The following is a 17,513-nucleotide window of genomic DNA, read 5'->3' on the forward strand; positions in this document are numbered from 1 at the left end:
CCGTGTGGCGCTCGCCGTGTGATGCTCGCCGTGTGCGCTCGGCGTCCGAGGTGAGGGGCTCGGGGCGCGCGGCCGTGGTGCGGTGACGGTCGGCCCGAGCGATGCGCCCCCGGGATACGGTGAGCCGCATGTCCGACACCCCCGCGCCGCCGGTGATCCGCGGCGACGAGCCCGGCTCGTTCCCCCACAGCGTCCTGGCCGAACGGCATCCGGCGATCATCCAGCAGGTGCGGGAGGCGTTCCCCTACGGTCCCGACATCCACCGGAGGCTGGACGCGCTGCTCGACAACTGCGCCAAGGGTGTGATCGAACCGCTCTCCGTCACCGCGCCCGACCGGGAACGGTGGCGGAGCTGGGGTCTGGACGCGTACGCCGGCCGCTCCTGGTTCGACGTGCCCTGGCTGTGGTCGGAGAGCTACTTCTACCGGCAACTCCTCGACGCCGTAGGTTACTTCGGGCCGGGCGCCTGGCAGGGCATCGACCCGTTCCGCCCCTTCAAGCTCGCCGAGCTCGACGCGCCCGAGACCGACGAGGAGTTGACCGCGCTCGACACCCTCGAGGACCGACCGGTCGACGAGCGGGCCCGCGCGCTCCTGCACGGATCCCTCTGGGGCAACCGCGCCGATCTCGGGTTCCGGCTGTCCGACGTCGAGGCGGAGAAGCGGGCCGCGGTGCCGGGGCTGGTCGCCGACGACAGCGAGACGCTGTGGTCGCTGCTGCCGGACACTTCGGCGGACACAGGCACGGAAAACGGTTCCAGCAACAGGACGAGCATCGCTAGGGGCGCCGGCAGCACCGGCACCCTGTGTCTGGTCGCCGACAACGCGGGACGGGAGCTGATCCCCGATCTCCTCCTGGCCGCCCATCTGCTCGCGCACGGGCGGTGCGGCCGCGTCGTCCTGCACGTCAAGCCGTACCCCTACTACGTCTCCGACGCCACCACGGCCGATGTCGTCGACGCGCTCAGGAAGCTGACGGCCGCGCGGGGTTCGGCCGGCGACCACGGTCGGCGACTCTGGGCGGCCATGGCCGACGGCACCCTCACGGTGCGCGCCCATCCGTTCTCCGCCGCTCCGCTGCCCTACGCCGCGATGCCGGAGGACCTGCGGGCCGAGTTCGCGGCGGCCTCCCTGACGATCGTGAAGGGCGACCTCAACTACCGTCGTCTGGTGGGCGACAGCCGGTGGGCCCCGACCACCCCGTTCGCCGACGTCACCGCCTACTTCCCCGGCCCGGTCGCGGCCCTGCGCACCCTGAAGTCCGACGTGATCACCGGCCTGGACGCCGACACCGAGGCGGCCCTGGTCGCCGCCGAGGGGCAGCGCTGGCGCACCGGGGGAACGCACGCGCTGATCCAGGTACGGGCGTGACGTTCGCCGGGTGACCGAACGCAGACGCCTTCGCGGACGGCGAGGCCGGCCGGGCGGTAAAGGGCGCCGAACCGCCCGGCGAACGCGGTCGAAGTGCCAACCAAGCGCCGAACGAACCGCCGCCCGAAGCCCCGGCCGGAGCGCCGAACGAACGGTCGCCCGGAGCGGGCCCGCGTGCACGGCGCCGCCCGACGACGATCGGGCACGCGGCGCGAGGGCCGCGCCGACGGATACGCCAAGTCCGGTGCGGTGCACGGCTTCCCGCCCGATTCACGCGATGGTGTGATCATGTGCCGCCCCGTGGATGACCGTGCGGACCCCCGGGTAGGGCCCGGCCATGACGCAACCGTTCGAACTCCCGCACTTCTACATGCCGCACCCCGCGCGCCTGAACCCGCACGTCGAGGAGGCGCGGACCCACTCGACGCAGTGGGCGCGCGACATGGGCATGCTGGAGGGGTCCGGGATCTGGGAGCAGGCCGACCTGGAGGCGCACGACTACGGCCTGCTCTGCGCCTACACCCACCCCGACTGCGACGGTCCCGCGCTGTCGTTGATCACCGACTGGTACGTGTGGGTGTTCTTCTTCGACGATCACTTCCTCGACATGTTCAAGCGCACCCCGGACCGGGCCGCCGGCAAGGCGCACCTGGACCGGCTGCCGCTGTTCATGCCGCTGGACCTGTCGACTCCCGTGCCCGAGCCGCGGAACCCGGTCGAGGCGGGCCTCGCCGACCTGTGGACGCGCACGGTGCCGGCCATGTCGCAGGACTGGCGACGCCGATTCGCCGTGGCGACGGAGCACCTGCTCAACGAGTCGATGTGGGAGCTGTCCAACATCAACGAGGGGCGGATCGCCAACCCCGTCGAGTACATCGAGATGCGGCGCAAGGTGGGCGGAGCGCCCTGGTCGGCGGGGCTCGTGGAGTACGCGACCGCCGAGGTCCCGGCCGCCGTCGCCGGGTCGAGGCCGCTCAGGGTGCTGATGGAGACCTTCTCCGACGCCGTGCACCTGCGCAACGACCTGTTCTCCTACCAGCGCGAGGTGGAGGACGAGGGCGAGAACAGCAACGGCGTGCTCGTGCTGGAGACGTTCTTCGGCTGCACCACCCAGGAGGCCGCCGACACCGTCAACGACATCCTCACCTCCCGCCTGCACCAGTTCGAGCACACCGCGTTCACCGAAGTGCCCGCGGTGGCCCTGGAGAAGGGCCTCACGCCCGACGAGGTCCTCGCGGTCGCCGCCTACACCAAGGGCCTGCAGGACTGGCAGTCCGGCGGCCATGAATGGCACATGCGCTCCAGCCGCTACATGAACAAGGGCGCCACCTCCGAGGCGCCCTGGCAGAAGCTGACCGGCCCCGGCGCCTCCGCCGCCGACGTCGGCGCGCTGCTCGCCTCGGCCGCCGCCGAGCGTTTGCGGGCGTACGCGCACGTGCCGCACCAGAAGGTCGGCCCGTCGCTGCTGCCCGACTTCCACATGCCCTTCCCGGTGGAGCTGAGCCCGCACCTGGAGGCGTGCCGCCCGCGCCTGACGACCTGGATGCACCGGATGGGCATGCTCGAGGAGGGCGTCTGGGACGAGGACAAACTCGCCGCCTACGACCTTCCGTTGTGCTCGGCCGGTCTCGACCCGGACGCCACCGCGGACGAACTCGACCTCAGCGCCGCGTGGCTCGCCTGGGGAACCTACGGCGACGACTACTACCCGCTCGTCTTCGGCAACCGTCGCGACCTGGCCGCCGCCCGCCTGACCACGGGCCGGCTGTCCGCCTGCATGCCCGTCGACGGCGAGGAGGCGCCCGTCGTCCCCGTCAACGGCATGGAGCGCGGTCTGATCGACCTGTGGGCGCGCACCACCGCGGACATGACCCCCGACCAGCGGCGCACCCTGCGCGAAGCGGTCGACGTCATGACCGAGAGCTGGGTGTGGGAGTTGTCCAACCATCTCCAGAACCGTGTCCCCGACCCGGTCGACTACCTGGAGATGCGCCGCGCCACCTTCGGCTCCGACCTCACGCTGAGCCTGTGCCGCATGGGCCAGGGCCCGGCCGTCCCGCCGGAGGTCTACCGCAGCGGCGTCGTCCGCTCGCTGGAGAACGCCGCCGTGGACTACGCGTGCCTCACCAACGACGTCTTCTCGTACCAGAAGGAGATCGAGTACGAGGGCGAGATGCACAACGCGATCCTCGTCGTGCAGAACTTCTTCGGCTGCGACTACCCGACCGCGCTCGGCATCGTCCATGACCTGATGACCCAGCGCATGCAGCAGTTCGAGCATGTCGTCGCGCACGAACTGCCGGTCCTCTACGACGACTTCGACCTCTCGCCCGAGGCGCGCGAGGCGATGGGGCACTACGTCGCGGACCTGCAGAACTGGCTGGCCGGCATCCTGCACTGGCACCGCGAGGTCGACCGCTACAAGTCCACGTACCTGGCCCGCCGTACCCACGGCTTCCTGCCGGACTTCGCGCCGCCGACGCCCCTGTCACAGCTGTCGGTCTCCGCGCTCTCCTACAGCTGACGCTCCTTGCGGGAGGCGTGCTCGACCGCGGCTCGCGCCAGTGCCCGCACGATCGGGTGCGGGCGCGAGCCGTCGCCGGACAGCTCCGGCTGGAAGAGGGAGGCGAGGAAGAAGGGATGGCCCGGCAGCTCGGCGATCCGGACCTGGCCCTCCTCGTCGTGGCCGGAGAAGCGCAGGCCGTGGGCGCGCAGGGTGTCGAGGTGGCGGGAGGGGCCGTACGCGCAGAAGTAGCGCTCGACCGTGCGCTCCGAGCCCATCACGGACTGGGCGAGTGATCCCGGCTCGATCGTCACGACCCCCTCGTGGCCCACGAGCGAACAGGCCAGGGGCTCGATGAGCAGGTCGTCCGCCTCGGGGTCGTTCTCGGCGTGCGCGGCTCGCGACAGTCCGCAGACGTCGCGGGCGTACTCCAGGAGGGCGTGCTGGAAGCCGCCGCAGGTGCCGAGGAACGGGATGCCCTCCTCGCGCGCCGTGCGGATCGCGGACAGGACGCCCGCCTCGCTGCGGTAGGGGCTGCCCGGCACCACCCACACCGCGTCGAATCCACGCACCGCGCCCTCGGCCTCCGCCTCCTCGGAGGGGATCCAGTAGGCGTCCAGGACGAGCCGGTCCCGGGCGGCGAGAGCGTCCACCAGGAGCGGGATACGAGTGTGCGAGACGACGTTCGGGGAGCGGTCGCCGACCAGGGCGACCTTGGCGATCTGAGCTGTGGTGTCGGTCATGCCGTTCATCCTGGGGGCGTCCCGGACTTCACGTCCAACGATGATCCCTGCACTGTCGATAAGCAGAACTGATGCGGTCTGCGACCCTGGGCGCATGGACCCGCATCTGCTGCGCACCTACGTCACCGTCGCGCGCCTCGCCTCGTTCTCCGAGGCCGCCCGGGAACTCGGCTACACCCAGTCCGCCGTCTCCCAGCACATCGCGGCCCTCGAACAGGACCTGGGTGCGCCGCTGCTCACCCGCCGGCCCGTCCTCCCCACCAGCGTGGGCGAGCGGCTGCTCGAACACGCGGGGCCGCTGCTGTTGCGCCTGGACGCGGCTCGCGCGGACGTCGTCCGGATCGCCTCGGCGCCCTCGCACGGGCTGACCCTGGCCGGTTCGCCGACCGCCCTCGGCCCGGCCGTCCTCGCCGCACTCCCGCCCGCCGGTGTGACGCTGCGGGTGCTCGGCCGTGACGCCGTCTGTACCGCCGTCGCCGACGGCACGGCCGACGTGGGCCTCGTCGACGGTCTGGCCGCGCCCAGCGACCCGCTCCGGCTGCCCGACGTCGCGCCGCTGACCACGTACGGCGTCGGCGAGGAGCCGGTCCGCGTCCTGCTGCCCACCGGTCACCCGCTGGCCCGGCGCAGCGGGCTGCGCCTCGGCGACCTCGCCGACGCGCGCTGGCTGGACGCCCCCGACGCCGGGCTGCCGTTGCCCCAGCTGAGGGCCGCGAACGGCGGCCACGGCTTCCGGCCCGCCCTGCGCTACGACGGCGCCGACCTCCGCGTCCTGACCGCCCTGGTGGCCGCCGGCCACGGCCTCACCCTGCTGCCCCGCGCGGTGGCGGCCGATGTGCCGGGCACGGCCGCCGTCCCGGTCACCGGCCCCCGGGTCGTGCACCGGGTCGAACTCGTGTACGCGGGTGCGCCGTCGGGCGCGGCGCGGACGCTGGTGGAGTCGCTGTCCACCCGCCCGTGACCTGCGCCGCGGCCGACGCGTACCGCTCCTGAACCTGGGTCAGTCTCACTCGTTCGTGGCTCGTGGGGCGCCGGTGCGCCGGGTAGAGCATCAGCCGGAGGCGATCCATGGAACAGACAGCGTTGCGTCCCAAGCCCATGCCCGGTTCCGAGCCCGGCGGCGGTGCCGGGCCGGGCGGCGGCGTCGGGCCGGGCGGTCAGGGTCGGCGCCCGCATGCCGCGCGCCGCCGCGGCCGACGGCTGACGACCCTGCTGTTCGGCCTGTTCGCCGGCACCGTCCTGGTCCTGTCCGGCGTCGGGCTCGGCACCGTGGGGGCGACCGTGATCGGCATGAGCAGACTGGCCGAGCTCCAGCGGCAGGCGGGGCCGGGCGTGCCGGGCCCGGCGGGCGTCGTGTCCGCCCCGGGCCGGCCGAGCCCGGCCACACCGGACGGTCCGTCCGGGTCGGCCACCGCGCCACGGCGCGCACCGGATGCCACCCTGGGCCTGGAGGCCGTGGACGCGGAGCGGGCCGGCGCCGAGATCGTCGCCGTCCACATCCCCGGCCCCGGCTACACGTCGGGCCTGGTCCGCGGCGACGTCCTGCTGAAGTTCGGCGATACCGGGATCGGCTCGGCGACGGACCTCGCCCGGGCGGTCGACGAGGCCCGCCCCGGCAAGAGGATCCAGCTGACGGTGCGTCATCGCGGCGGCGGATACGGGCGGTTGACGGTGATCCCCGGCGTCGTCACATGAACGGCGCTCGGCGCGGCCGCCCGCACCGCCCGGCCGCCGGCGCCCAGCCGTCGCCACCACCGGGGCGCAACGCCGGTCAGGTCGCGGGCCCCGCCACGTCACTGTGAGCGCCTGCCGACCTTCCTCCTGACCTTCCCGGGCGCCCGCACCCTCGTCGCCGCCTCACCCGGGCCGAGCACCCTGTGCCTCCTCGGCCTGCGCAGGGCTCTGGACGGCCGGCCCGGGGCCGGTCACCCGCCCGACCCGCCCGAAAGCATCGTCAACCGGCTCGCGCGACCCCCGCCGGGCGGGCAGGATGCTGCCCGTGGTCATCACGCCAGCATCACCACGTCCGTCACACGTCAGTCGCCACGTCCCCTCTGGGAGGCCCGGATGACCGGCACCGCCCCCGCGCCCTTCACTGCCGACGACTACCGGGCCCGCATGGAGCGGGCCGCGCGCCAGGCCGCCGACGCCGGACTCGCCGGGCTGCTCGTGGCGCCCGGACCCGACCTCGTATGGCTCACCGGCTACGCGCCCACCGCCGTCACCGAACGGCTCACCCTGCTCGTCCTCGCCCCCGGCCGGGACCCCGTCCTCGTCGTGCCGACGTTGGAGGCCCCCGACGCCGCGAAGGCGGTCGGCGCCCCCGCCCTCGGCCTGCGGGACTGGACCGACGGCCAGGACCCCTACACGGCCACCGCCGCCCTCCTCGACACGGGCGGCCGGTTCGGGATCAGCGACAACGCCTGGGCGATGCACCTGCTGGGCCTCCAGAAGGCCCTGCCCGCCACCTCCTACGCCTCGCTCACCGAGGCCCTGCCGATGCTGCGCGCCGTCAAGGACGCGGCGGAGCTGGAGCTGATGGCGGCCGCGGGAGCGGCCGCGGACGCCACGTTCGAGGAGATCCGCACGGTTCGCTTCGGCGGGCGCCGGGAGACGGAGGTCGGCGCCGACCTCGCCGCACTGCTGCGCCGGTACGGGCACTCCCAGGTCGACTTCACCATCGTCGCCTCCGGGCCGAACGGCGCCAACCCGCACCACGAGGTCGGCGACCGGGTCATCGAACACGGTGACATGGTCGTCCTGGACTTCGGCGGCCTCAAGGACGGTTACGGCTCCGACACCTCCCGCACCGTGCACGTCGGCGAACCCACCGACGAGGAACGCCGGGTCCACGACCTCGTGCGCGAGGCCCAGGAGGCGGGTTTCAGGGCGGTCCGGCCGGGCGTCGCCTGCCAGGAGGTCGACCGGGCCGCCCGCGCGGTCATCGCCGACGCCGGCTACGGCGAGTACTTCATCCACCGCACCGGCCACGGCATCGGCGTCACCACCCACGAGCCGCCGTACATGATCGAGGGCGAGGAGCGGCCCCTCGTGCCCGGCATGTGCTTCTCCGTGGAGCCCGGGGTGTACCTGCCGGGCCGGTTCGGCGTGCGCATCGAGGACATCGTCACCGTCACCGAGGACGGCGGCCGCCGTCTCAACGACACCACCCGTGAGCTGGTCATAGTGGACTGACCCGCCTCCAGGAGTCCCGGCATCCCACCCGAACGGCAACGGCGCGACCATGACCCAGGCACCGACACCCACCGCGGACACCGTCCGCCGACTGGTCCGCGCGCTCCTCGACGAGGGCGGCGCGGGCGGCTCCGGACCGGAGGTACGGCCCGTCGCCGAGGGCGGCACGCCCTCCACCTGGTGGGTCGGCGCCCGCCATGTGCTGCGCCTCGCCACCGACCGCGAGACGACCCTGCGCCGCCGCCGCGAACTGCGGCTGCGCGACCTCGTCCGCCCGCACGTCCCGGTCGCCGTGCCCACCAGCGTCGCGCACGGCGAGTGGTCGCCCGGGCTGGCGTACACCCTCGACACCAAGCTGCCCGGCGGCACCGCCGAGGAGCACGACGTGTCGGCCGTCGGCGAGGCCGACCTCGCCGGACTGCTCCGAGGGCTGCGCGAGGTGCCGCCCCGGCAGGCCGAGGCGCTCGGCGTGCCGCGCACCGCCCCGCGCTCCCTGGAGGCGCTGCGCCGGATGGCCGTGGCCGCCGCCGAGCGCCTCGCCCGCGCCGACGAGTTCGACCCGGCCCGCCTGCATCAGCTCACCTCGCCCGGCGCGGCCCAGCTGGCCGCCCAGCCCGGCACCGCCGTCCTCGTCCACCACGCCCTGCGGGGCGAGCACCTCGTGGTGAGCGCGGACGGCCGGGTGCGCGGCGTCCTCGACTGGACCGGCGCGATCCTCGGGGATCCCGCCGAGGACATCGCCGGGCTCGCCCTCGCCGTCGGATCCGGCGCCGCCGTCCGGGCCGCCACCCTCGCCGGTTACGGACCCCGCCCCTGCCTGCGCGGCCTGTGGCTCGCCCGCTGCGACACCGTCGTCCGCCTCGCGCAGCGCCTCGACGGCCGCACCACCGGCCCGCACGACGCCGAAGCGCTCACCCTCCCGCGGGTCCGGCTGGGACGCGCCTGGGAGGCGATCCTGCTGGAGCGGGTGACGGAGCTGCGCGAGGAGGGGGAGAGCGGCGCGGCCGACGAGAAGGGCTGAGGGCAGGGGACGGAGGACAGGGCAGGAGGCGACGGAGACCGCGCGCCGCCCCTGCCCCTCCGCCGGGGGTTCCTCAGTCCTGCCGCAGCACCACACACGACTCGCCGGGCACATGCAGCAGCCCGTCCCGGCCCGGTACGTCCACCGGGTCCCAGGTGGCGAGTACGCGGGCCGGGCGCGGGCCCAGGGGGATCGCGGCCGGCTCCTTGCCGAGGTTGACGGCCACCCGGACGTCGCCGCGCCGGAACGCCAGCCAGCGGGCCGGCGCGTCGTAGGCGACCTTGATGTCGGCCAGATCCGGATCGGTGAGGTCCGCGGTCGCGTGCCGCAGCGCGATCAGCTCGCGGTACCAGGCCAGCACGCGCGCGTGGGGCTCGCGTTCCGGCTCGGACCAGTCCAGGCACGAGCGCTCGCGCGTCGCCGGGTCCTGCGGGTCGGGCACGTCCTCCTCGGCCCAGCCGTGCGCCGCGAACTCCCGCCGCCTGCCCCGCCGTACGGCCTCGGCGAGCTCCGGGTCGGTGTGGTCGGTGAAGTACTGCCAGGGCGTGCCCGCCGCCCACTCCTCGCCCATGAAGAGCATCGGCGTGAACGGCGCGGTCAACGTCAACGCCGCCGCGCAGGCCAGCAGGCCGGGGGACAGGGACGCCGAGAGACGGTCGCCCTGGGCGCGGTTGCCGACCTGGTCGTGGGTCTGTCCGTACCCGAGGAGCCGGTGCGCGGGCAGACGGGTGCGGTCCAGCGGGCGGCCGTGGCGCCGGCCACGGAAGCCGGAGTACGTGCCGTCGTGGAAGAAGCCGCCGGTGAGGGTCTTGGCGAGCGCGGCGAACGGGGCGTGCGCGAAGTCGGCGTAGTAGCCCTGGGACTCACCGGTGAGCGCGGTGTGCAGGGCATGGTGGAAGTCGTCGTTCCACTGCGCGTGCAGGCCCAGACCGCCCGCCCGGCGGGGCGTGATCAGGCGCGGGTCGTTCAGGTCGGACTCGGCGATCAGGAACAGCGGCCGGCCGGTCTCCGCGGCGAGGGCGTCCACCGCCGTCGACAGCTCCTCCAGGAAGTGGCACGCGCGCGTGTCCGCCAGCGCGTGCACGGCGTCCAGCCGCAGTCCGTCGAGCCGGTAGTCGCGCAGCCAGGCCAGCGCGCTGCCCAGCAGGTAGGAGCGCACCTCGTCCGAGCCGGGCGCGTCCAGATTGATGGCGGCGCCCCACGGCGTGTGGTGGGTCTCCGTGAAGTACGGGCCGAACTCGGGCAGGTAGTTGCCGGACGGGCCCAGGTGGTTGTGCACCACGTCCAGGACGACGCCCAGCCCGAGCGCGTGGGCCCGGTCGACGAACCGCTTCAGCGCCTCGGGACCGCCGTACGGCTCGTGCACCGCCCACGGCGACACCCCGTCGTACCCCCAGCCGTGCCGGCCGGGGAACGCGCACAACGGCATCAACTCGACGTGGGTGACGCCGAGTTCGGCGAGGTGTCCCAGTCGCTCCGCGGCCGCGTCCAGGGTGCCCTCGGGGGTGTAGGTGCCCACGTGCAGCTCGTACAGGACCGCGCCCGGCAGCGGGCGCCCGGACCACTCCGTACGCCACGTGTGGCGGGTCTGGTCGACGACCGCGCTCAGCCCGTCCGGGCCGTCCGGCTGACGGCGGGAGCGGGGATCGGGGCGGACGGGTCCGTCGTCCACCGCGAACCCGTACCGCGTGCCGTCGACGGCCTCGGCTTCGCCCGTCCACCACCCCGCCCGCTCCTGATCGCGCTCCAACGCGCGGGTGACGCCGTCGCACTGGAGCGTCACACGTTCGGCCTGCGGTGCCCACACCTCGAACTGCACGGACGGTTCCCCTTCGTCTGCTCACCGTGATGTAGCCCGTTCGCGTCCATCGTGCTCCACCCGAGATCAATCCGCTTTTGGAACACTCCCATTGCCGGTACGCGCGCGTGCCGGGCGTTTCGCGTCTTCTGGACACCCGGGGCCCGCTGACCGACAATCACGAGCGTGACGTCGTCCTTCGAGTTCAACACGTACCCCGCGCGGCTGTCCGACGTGGAGCGCGACCAGGCGCTGAAGGTGCTGCGTGACGGCGTCGCCATGGGGCGACTGTCGCACGACACGTTCATCCGGCGCATGGAGCTGGCTCTTGTCGCGCGCCGCTCCGACGAGCTCGCCGTCCTCACCGCCGACCTGCCCCGGGAGAACCGCCTCTCGCGGGCCGTCTTCGGTACCGTCGAGGCGGTCTCCGGCTTCACCGTCCGGCTGCGCAGGGCCTGGCAGGCCGAGCGGCTGCCCAAGCTGCTGCTGCCGCACCCCGGCACCGAGAGCGCGCTGCGCATCGGCCGCGACCCCGTGAGCGGCCTCAGGCTGACCCACGAGAGCGTCTCGCGCGTGCACGCCGAACTCAGCCGCCGGGGCGGGATGTGGGTGCTGCGCGACCTCGGCTCCACCAACGGCACCACGGTCAACGGACGTCGTGTCATCGGCGCGGCCGTGGTCCGCGAGGGCGACCAGGTCGCCTTCGGCCGCATGGCCTTCCGCCTCTCGGCGAACTGAGCCCCGCGACCGCCCCGCCGACCGGCTCGCGTGGCCCACGACCATGCTCCGCCGGCCCGTCCGGGATCGGCGTTGCAGCCCGAGCCGCCGCCTCGCCACCCCGCCGGGCTCGCTCGGCCCGTCGGTTCGCATACGGCCCGTCGAACCGTGGCGTCCCGGCGGACCGACGGGACCCTCGAGCTCGCTCGAATCGTCCTAGTCCGCTCAAGTCCGCACGCTTACCGCGGTGTTGACGAACCCCCGGCCCATGACTCACTGTGCGTACACCAGACACGCCAGGTGAACCGACGGCGCCGCCTTGTGGGAGGTGTGCCCTGCCGCCCCTCCTCCGCTACCCGACCGTGGACGAACTCGCGGCCCGCGCGGCCGCGCTCGCCGTCCGTGGTTCCGGGGACGTCCGGCTGCGCCGCGTCGGGGTCTCGCGCGCGGGCTCGCCGCTGTGGCTGCTGTCCGTCGGCCGGGGCTCCCGCCAGGCCCTCGTCGTCGCCGGACCGCACGCCAACGAGCCCGTCGGCGGCGCCACCGTCCTGCGGCTGGCCGAACGCGTCCTCGCCGACCCGCGGCTCACCGTCGGCGCCGACGCCACCTGGAACCTGCTGCTCTGCCTCGACCCCGACGGTCTGCGCCGCAACGAGAGGTGGCTGACCGGCCCGTACAGCCTCGGCCGCTACTTCCGTCACTTCTTCCGGCCCGGCTTCCTGGAGCAGCCCGAGTGGCTGCCCGACGGCGCGGCCGCCGCCGCGCTGCCGGAGACCCGTGCGCTGCTCCGTCTCCAGGACGAACTGAAACCCTTCCTCCAGTGCTCGCTGCACGGCGTCGACGTCGGCGGCGCCTTCGTGGAACTCACCCGCGACCTGCCCGGACTCTCCCGGCGCGTCGCCCACGCCGCCGCCCGGCTCGGCATCCCCCGCGAACTCGGGCCCTACGACACCCTGTACTGGCCGCGCCTGGGACCCGCCGTCTACCGGATCCCGCCACCGCGGCCGCGTGATCTGGCCGCCGCCATCACCGAGGCCGCCGTCGAGTCGACCTGGTACCACCCGCACCGGCACGGCACGGTGACCGCGGTCGTCGAGGCGCCCATGTGGGGCGTCGCCACCGTCGAGGACGGCTCCCCGCCCGCCGACCGGGACGCGGTACTGCGTGCCGTCAGCTCTGCCCTGCGCCATGACGCGCAGTTGCTGGAACGTATCCTCGCGCGGGTGCGGCCCCACCTCGCCGGCACCCCCGACACGGCCCGTCTGCTCGCTCCGGTCGACGACTATTTACTGGTCTGCCCCGGTCTCGCGGACGCCTGGGACCCCGCCACCGCCGACCCCGCCCGCCCGCTGCCCCCGCTCAGCACCGCCCATCTGACCGCGCTGCGCATCGCCGGCCGCCGGATCGCCGTCCGGACGGCGGGACTGCTGCACCAGCTCGTCACCGGCGCCGGACGTGACCCCGCGGGCGCGCTGCCGGAGCTGGACGGGCTCATCGACGCGTGGTGCGCCGGGTACGAGGAGTGCGGGGCGCGCTGGATTCCCGTCGCGCGCCAGGCGGAGTATCAGGCGCGGGTCGTGTTCGCCGCGTTCGAGCTGGCCGGCCGCCGAGCCGCCGAGTCCGCCGGTGCCCGTTCGGGTGAGTCGGACTGGGGTACACGGCCGGCCGTGCCGATGCATCGGGAATGACGTACTTCCTCACCTGTCTCCGGTCGGCGAAAGCCGTACGGCGCGCGCTCCCGGCCGCGGCCGCCCTCCTTCTCGCCGCCGGCGCCACCCCGGCCCTGGCGGCCTCCCACGACGCCCTCCCCGGCAACTGGCTCCAGCTCACCGTCACCCGCGGCGACGCCCGCTCCAGCGACACCCGAGGCACCCTGCTGCTGTGCGACCCGCCCCAGGGTCACTCCCGCGCCGCGGAGGCCTGCGACGTCCTGGCGAAGGCCGACGGGGACGTCGACGCCCTCACGTCCGACGGCAGCCGCATCTGCCCGCTCGTGTACGCGCCGGTGACGGTCCGCGCGCAGGGGCAGTGGAACGGGCGCCCGGTCGACTACGAGCGCACCTTCGGCAACGACTGCGAGCGGGAGGCGCTGACGGGAGCCGTGTTCGCCCTGGACGACCAGGAGGTGCCCGAGGTCTGACCCGGCCAGGTCGGCTGCGGGCACGCGCGGGCGCCCGCGCGTGCCCGCAGCCACCGCCCCGCCCCTCACGCCGCCCGTTCGCGCGCGTGCAGGGCCGCCGCGACGACCGTCCGGGACTGGTGCTCGACCTGGTGCTCCAAGGGCACCCAGCGGGCCCGGAAGCGATAGGCGAACGCGTCGCTCCAGGTCTCGACGAGCTGTTCCAGACGCGGTGCGGCGTGGTCGTCGCTCTCCTGGAGGACCCGCCACAGCATCGCGGCCGCCCGCAGCGGCAGCCGCCGGGCGAAGGCGTCCACACTGCCGACGTACGCCATCGTCGTGTCGGCGGGCGGGGTGTCCGTCCAGTCCGCGGCCAGCCCCGGCACCAGCTCCAGCGCCCACTTGGCCGCCCGCAGCAGGGGCCCGTCGACGCCCTCCAGCCGCGGCAGCGCCTCGACGAGCACCCGCTCCACCTCCGTGGTGTCCCGCAGCAGCCGCTGCGCCAGCCGCCGTATCGCCGCGGCCGGGGCGGGATGCGGGGCGGGGTCGTCCACCATGTCGCTCGCCCACATCGGCACCTCCACCACCGCGGTCAGACCGCCGTAGCGATGGGCGTGGTACCAGGTGCTGTGCCGAGCGTCGTCCGGCATGCTCGGGTACGCCGCCTCCGCCCCGGCGGCCGGCATCACGTGCACGCCGGGCCCGGACGCGGGCCAGCCCGCCGCGTCCGAGGCGCCCGTCTCCACCGGGATGTGCAACTGGGCCGCGGACTTCACGAACGGCTCGGCGAGACCCGGGATGTCCTTGGTCAGCTGCACCCAGCTGCCGCCCAGATCGGTGCCGTGCAGCGTCACCTGGAGGTAGGGCCGCAGCTCGTCGATGACCCGGGTCAGCGCGCGCGTCTCGGGCGGCAGCCGGTCCGGCGGCAGCACGGCGGGGGACCACTCCGGCTGTTCCGGACCGGCGGGCCGGAAGAAGCCGAGGTGGTACTCCAGCAGGCTGCGCGGAGCCGGCGTCACATGCAGGCTCGCCCCGTCGGGGTCCGCGCACAGCAGGAAGTGCCAGGACGTTCCGTCCCGCAACTCCCTTTCCTGGACGACCCGTTCGGCGAGCGCCAGCAGCGTCGAGCCCCCGGTCGGCTCGTTGGCGTGGGCGCCCGCGACGACGAGCACGGCCCGCCGGGCGCGCCCCACGGACAGCAGATGCAGGGGCCGGCCCGCACGGGAGACGCCCACCTGTCGTAGCGCGCACATTCCGGGCTGGTGAGCGGCCAGCGCCCGGACAGCAGAAGTCAGTTCGGCCACCGTGGGGTAGCGCAGCTCCGGCAGGAGACTCACCCCCGTATTGGTCCGCCCGGCCTTCGCATCCGCAGTACCCCATGGTCTCTGGGAACTGTCAAGAACGCCTGGGGGGAGGCTCCAGGGGGCGCTCGGATGCGCGCGCCGGCGGTGGGTACGACCGTGCCGTCCTCACTCCTCGTGCTCCCTCCCGGCTCCGGCAGGCCTCGCGGGCGGGGCCGGGGGCCGGGGGACCCGAGCGAGGAGCGGGACGTTCGTCGCCTCCTCGAAGTCGAGGTGGATGTGCAACTCCCGTGACGTGAAGCCCAGTTCGGTATGGAAGCGCTCGGGGTCGGCGATGGCGACGCCCGCCGGCAGGGTCACCGGTTCGTAGGAGATCGCCCCCGCGCCCTCACTCCGCCCGCTCCAGCAGCGCCACCGGCAACTGCTCGAACAGGTCCGCCACGCGCGCGTGGCCCGTGAACTCCCGCTCGGGAGCCAGGACGTCGACCCACGTCCCCGGGGGCAGCGCCAGCCGGGTCTCGCGCCAGCCGCCCCCCTCCGCCAGCCGCAGCGACAGCCGCGTCACGGCCGTCACCACCCGGCCCGAGCGCGCGAACGCCAGACAGTGGGCCGCGGCCGCTCCCTCGGCGGGCAACGGCTCGTACGCCGCCAACTCCCCGAAGACCTCCGGCCGCCGCCGGCGCAGCCGCAGCGCGGCGGCGGTCACCGCGCCCTTGACACCGGTATCCTCCGGCGGGAACCGCACCGGGCGCCGGTTGTCCGGGTCCACCAGCGCCCGGTACTCGCTCTCCGTGCCCTGGTAGACGTCCGGCACCCCGGGCATCGTCAGATGCACCAGCGCCGTACCGAGCACGTTCGCACGGATGTGCGGCTCCAGTGCGGCGCGCAGCGCGGCCACCCGATCGCCCGGCGCCCCGCACGGTCCGGCCGCCACGAACGCGGCCACCGCCTCCTCGTACGCCGGCTCCTGCTCCGTCCAGCTCGTGTACAGCCCCGCCTCGCGCGCGTGCTTGAGCAGCGCCTCCTGGACGCGCTCCGGGGCCGCCGGGCCGAGTCCGAAGACCGTCTGCCAGGCCGCCCACGCCAGCTGTCCGTCCGGTACGCCCTCCTCCGCTCGGGTGACCTCCGCGAGGACGTCCGCCCAGCGGCCCGGGCACTCGGTGAGCACGGCGAGCGCGGCGCGCACGTCGGCGCTGCGCTTGGTGTCGTGCGTCGTCACGACCGTCCCGGAGGCCGGCCAGTCGCGCTGCACGCGCGCGCAGTAGGCGTGGAAGCCGGCCGGGGACACCCCCGGGGCCCCCGGGTCGCCGCCCACCTCGTTCGCCGCCGCCAGCGGCACGTACCGGTAGAAGGCCGTGTCCTCCACCGACTTGGCGCGCAGGGCGGACGCCGTCTGCGCGAACCGCGCCCGGAAGTCCGCCCCCGACGCTCCCTCCCCGCCGAGCACCAGTCCCCGCACCACGTCGACGGCGCCCGCCTCCTCCGGCACGACGAACGCCTGCCGCGCCTGGGCGGCCGCCTCCTCGGTGACGACGGCGGCCGGGTCGCCCGAGGCGTACGGCCGGTACACCTCCATGCGCACGAGGAGCTCCTCCAGTGCCGTCCGCAGCGCCCAGGGCGCCCGGTCGCGCAGGCCGGCGTCGGCCGACGCGGCGCACACCCGGGTCGCCGCCCGCGTCAGCCGCTCCGTCTCGGCCGCCAGCTCGTGCGTGAGCACCTTGTACGCCGCCCGGCGCACCGTCGCCGCCCAGTCGCCGCCCCGGTCCGTCTGCGGGGCCGCGAAGCGCCGGTAGATGTCCAGCAGCTCCCCGGCCCCCTCGACGTTCGTGAAGAGGCCGTCGATGTGACGCAGGGCGTCGTAGCCGGTGGTGCCCGCCACGGGCCAGGAGTCCGGCAGCCGCTCCCCGTCGGCCAGGATCTTCTCGACCACCGTCCAGCGGCCGCCGCTCGCCGTGTGCAGCCGCTCCAGGTAGGCGTCGGGGTCGGCGAGGCCGTCGGGGTGGTCCACGCGCAGCCCGTCGACGACGCCCTCGTGCAGCAGCCGCAGGATCGTGCCGTGGGTGGCCTCGAACACCTCCGGGTCCTCCACCCGCACCCCGATGAGCTCGGAGATGCTGAAGAAGCGCCGGTAGTTCAGCTCGGTGCGGGCCAGCCGCCACCACACCGGCCGGTACCACTGGGCGTCCAGCAGCCGCGGCAGCGGCAGCCCCTCGGTGCCCTCGCGCAGCGGGAGGACGTGGTCGTGGTAGCGCAGGACGTCGCCGTCCACGCGCAGGTGGGCCAGCTCCGTCCCGACGGGGCCGCCGAGCACCGGGAGCAGCATCTGGCCGCCCTGCGCCTCCCAGTCGATGTCGAACCAGCGCGCGTACGGCGACTTCGGACCCTCCCGCAGCACCTCCCACAGGGCGTGGTTGTGACGCGGGGCCATCGCCATGTGGTTCGGCACGATGTCCACCACCAGCCCGAGCCCGTGCTCCCGCGCGGTGCCCGCCAGCGCCCGCAGCCCCTCCTCCCCGCCCAGCTCCGCCCGCACGCGCGTGGGGTCCACGACGTCGTAGCCGTGCAGGGAGCCCGGTACGGCCTCCAGGACGGGGGACAGGTGCAGATGCGAGACGCCGAGCGAGGCCAGGTACGGCACGGCGGCCGTCGCCGCCCCGAACGGGAACTCGGGCTGGAGCTGCAACCGGTAGGTCGCCGTGGGCGGCACGGGAACGGAGGCGTCACGTCGCTCAGGGGTCATGACAAC

14 protein-coding genes are annotated in these 17,513 nt (G+C 74.3%); 9 read left to right on the forward strand and 5 right to left on the reverse strand.

The genetic code is table 11. The annotated features are described in order from the left end of the window. Positions 1 to 128: 128 nt before the first annotated feature. Both ACIRPU_RS10615 and cyc2 read left to right on the forward strand, forming a co-directional pair. Positions 129 to 1,370 carry a damage-control phosphatase ARMT1 family protein gene (locus ACIRPU_RS10615; protein ID WP_403864481.1) on the forward strand — a complete coding sequence of 414 codons (1,242 nt, stop codon included), beginning with the start codon at positions 129 to 131 and terminating at the stop codon, positions 1,368 to 1,370. A 337-nt stretch (positions 1,371 to 1,707) separates the two neighbouring features. Further along, a complete protein-coding gene (gene cyc2, locus ACIRPU_RS10620; RefSeq protein ID WP_403864484.1) occupies positions 1,708 to 3,894 on the forward strand; it encodes a germacradienol/geosmin synthase Cyc2 in 2,187 nt (728 codons plus the stop codon). On the opposite strand, the gene ACIRPU_RS10625 is transcribed toward cyc2, so the two are convergent. Continuing rightward, positions 3,885 to 4,616 carry a hypothetical protein gene (locus ACIRPU_RS10625; RefSeq protein WP_403864487.1) on the reverse strand — a complete coding sequence of 244 codons (732 nt, stop codon included), beginning with the start codon at positions 4,614 to 4,616 and terminating at the stop codon, positions 3,885 to 3,887. The genes cyc2 and ACIRPU_RS10625 overlap by 10 nt on opposite strands. A 94-nt stretch (positions 4,617 to 4,710) precedes the next feature. On the opposite strand from ACIRPU_RS10625, the gene ACIRPU_RS10630 reads away from it, so the two are divergent. The 4 genes from ACIRPU_RS10630 (at position 4,711) to ACIRPU_RS10645 (ending at position 8,832) form a co-directional block, all read left to right on the forward strand. Continuing rightward, positions 4,711 to 5,577 (forward strand): LysR family transcriptional regulator, encoded by an 867-nt coding sequence (locus ACIRPU_RS10630; protein WP_403864490.1) that lies wholly within the window; start codon positions 4,711 to 4,713, stop codon positions 5,575 to 5,577. Between the two features lie 107 nt (positions 5,578 to 5,684). Beyond that, the gene (locus tag ACIRPU_RS10635) at positions 5,685 to 6,311 is read left to right on the forward strand and encodes a PDZ domain-containing protein (protein WP_403864493.1); all 627 of its coding nucleotides are present in this window, start codon (positions 5,685 to 5,687) and stop codon (positions 6,309 to 6,311) included. A 372-nt stretch (positions 6,312 to 6,683) separates the two neighbouring features. After that, complete coding sequence (locus tag ACIRPU_RS10640) at positions 6,684 to 7,811, forward strand: aminopeptidase P family protein (protein WP_403864496.1); 1,128 nt, start codon at positions 6,684 to 6,686, stop codon at positions 7,809 to 7,811. A 49-nt stretch (positions 7,812 to 7,860) separates the two neighbouring features. After that, positions 7,861 to 8,832, forward strand: a complete 972-nt coding sequence (locus ACIRPU_RS10645; RefSeq protein WP_403864499.1) for an aminoglycoside phosphotransferase family protein — start codon at positions 7,861 to 7,863, stop codon at positions 8,830 to 8,832. Positions 8,833 to 8,905: 73 nt separating this feature from the next. On the opposite strand, the gene treZ is transcribed toward ACIRPU_RS10645, so the two are convergent. Next, the gene (treZ, locus tag ACIRPU_RS10650) at positions 8,906 to 10,651 is read right to left on the reverse strand and encodes a malto-oligosyltrehalose trehalohydrolase (protein ID WP_403864502.1); all 1,746 of its coding nucleotides are present in this window, start codon (positions 10,649 to 10,651) and stop codon (positions 8,906 to 8,908) included. 165 nt (positions 10,652 to 10,816) lie between these two features. Between treZ and ACIRPU_RS10655 the strand changes: the two genes are divergently transcribed. The 3 genes from ACIRPU_RS10655 to ACIRPU_RS10665 all read left to right on the forward strand — a co-directional run bounded on the left by ACIRPU_RS10655 (position 10,817) and on the right by ACIRPU_RS10665 (position 13,487). Further along, a complete protein-coding gene (locus ACIRPU_RS10655) occupies positions 10,817 to 11,368 on the forward strand; it encodes a DUF1707 and FHA domain-containing protein (protein WP_355707326.1) in 552 nt (183 codons plus the stop codon). Positions 11,369 to 11,709: 341 nt separating this feature from the next. Further along, positions 11,710 to 13,035, forward strand: a complete 1,326-nt coding sequence (locus ACIRPU_RS10660) for a M14 family zinc carboxypeptidase (protein ID WP_403864505.1) — start codon at positions 11,710 to 11,712, stop codon at positions 13,033 to 13,035. Then, positions 13,032 to 13,487: an SSI family serine proteinase inhibitor gene (locus ACIRPU_RS10665; RefSeq protein ID WP_384118901.1), complete on the forward strand. Its 456-nt coding sequence runs from the start codon at positions 13,032 to 13,034 to the stop codon at positions 13,485 to 13,487. The genes ACIRPU_RS10660 and ACIRPU_RS10665 overlap by 4 nt, the downstream gene beginning before the upstream one ends. A 65-nt stretch (positions 13,488 to 13,552) precedes the next feature. Here ACIRPU_RS10665 and ACIRPU_RS10670 read toward each other — a convergent pair whose 3' ends face one another. The 3 genes from ACIRPU_RS10670 to treY all read right to left on the reverse strand — a co-directional run bounded on the left by ACIRPU_RS10670 (position 13,553) and on the right by treY (position 17,507). Beyond that, positions 13,553 to 14,803 (reverse strand): M14 family zinc carboxypeptidase, encoded by a 1,251-nt coding sequence (locus ACIRPU_RS10670; protein WP_355706013.1) that lies wholly within the window; start codon positions 14,801 to 14,803, stop codon positions 13,553 to 13,555. Between the two features lie 132 nt (positions 14,804 to 14,935). Then, positions 14,936 to 15,127 (reverse strand): hypothetical protein, encoded by a 192-nt coding sequence (locus tag ACIRPU_RS10675; protein WP_403864509.1) that lies wholly within the window; start codon positions 15,125 to 15,127, stop codon positions 14,936 to 14,938. Positions 15,128 to 15,155: 28 nt separating this feature from the next. Beyond that, positions 15,156 to 17,507: a malto-oligosyltrehalose synthase gene (gene treY, locus ACIRPU_RS10680; RefSeq protein WP_403864512.1), complete on the reverse strand. Its 2,352-nt coding sequence runs from the start codon at positions 17,505 to 17,507 to the stop codon at positions 15,156 to 15,158. Positions 17,508 to 17,513: the final 6 nt, after the last annotated feature.

The sequence above is a fragment of the Streptomyces sp. NPDC102259 genome (assembly GCF_044766465.1).
Classification (GTDB): domain Bacteria; phylum Actinomycetota; class Actinomycetes; order Streptomycetales; family Streptomycetaceae; genus Streptomyces.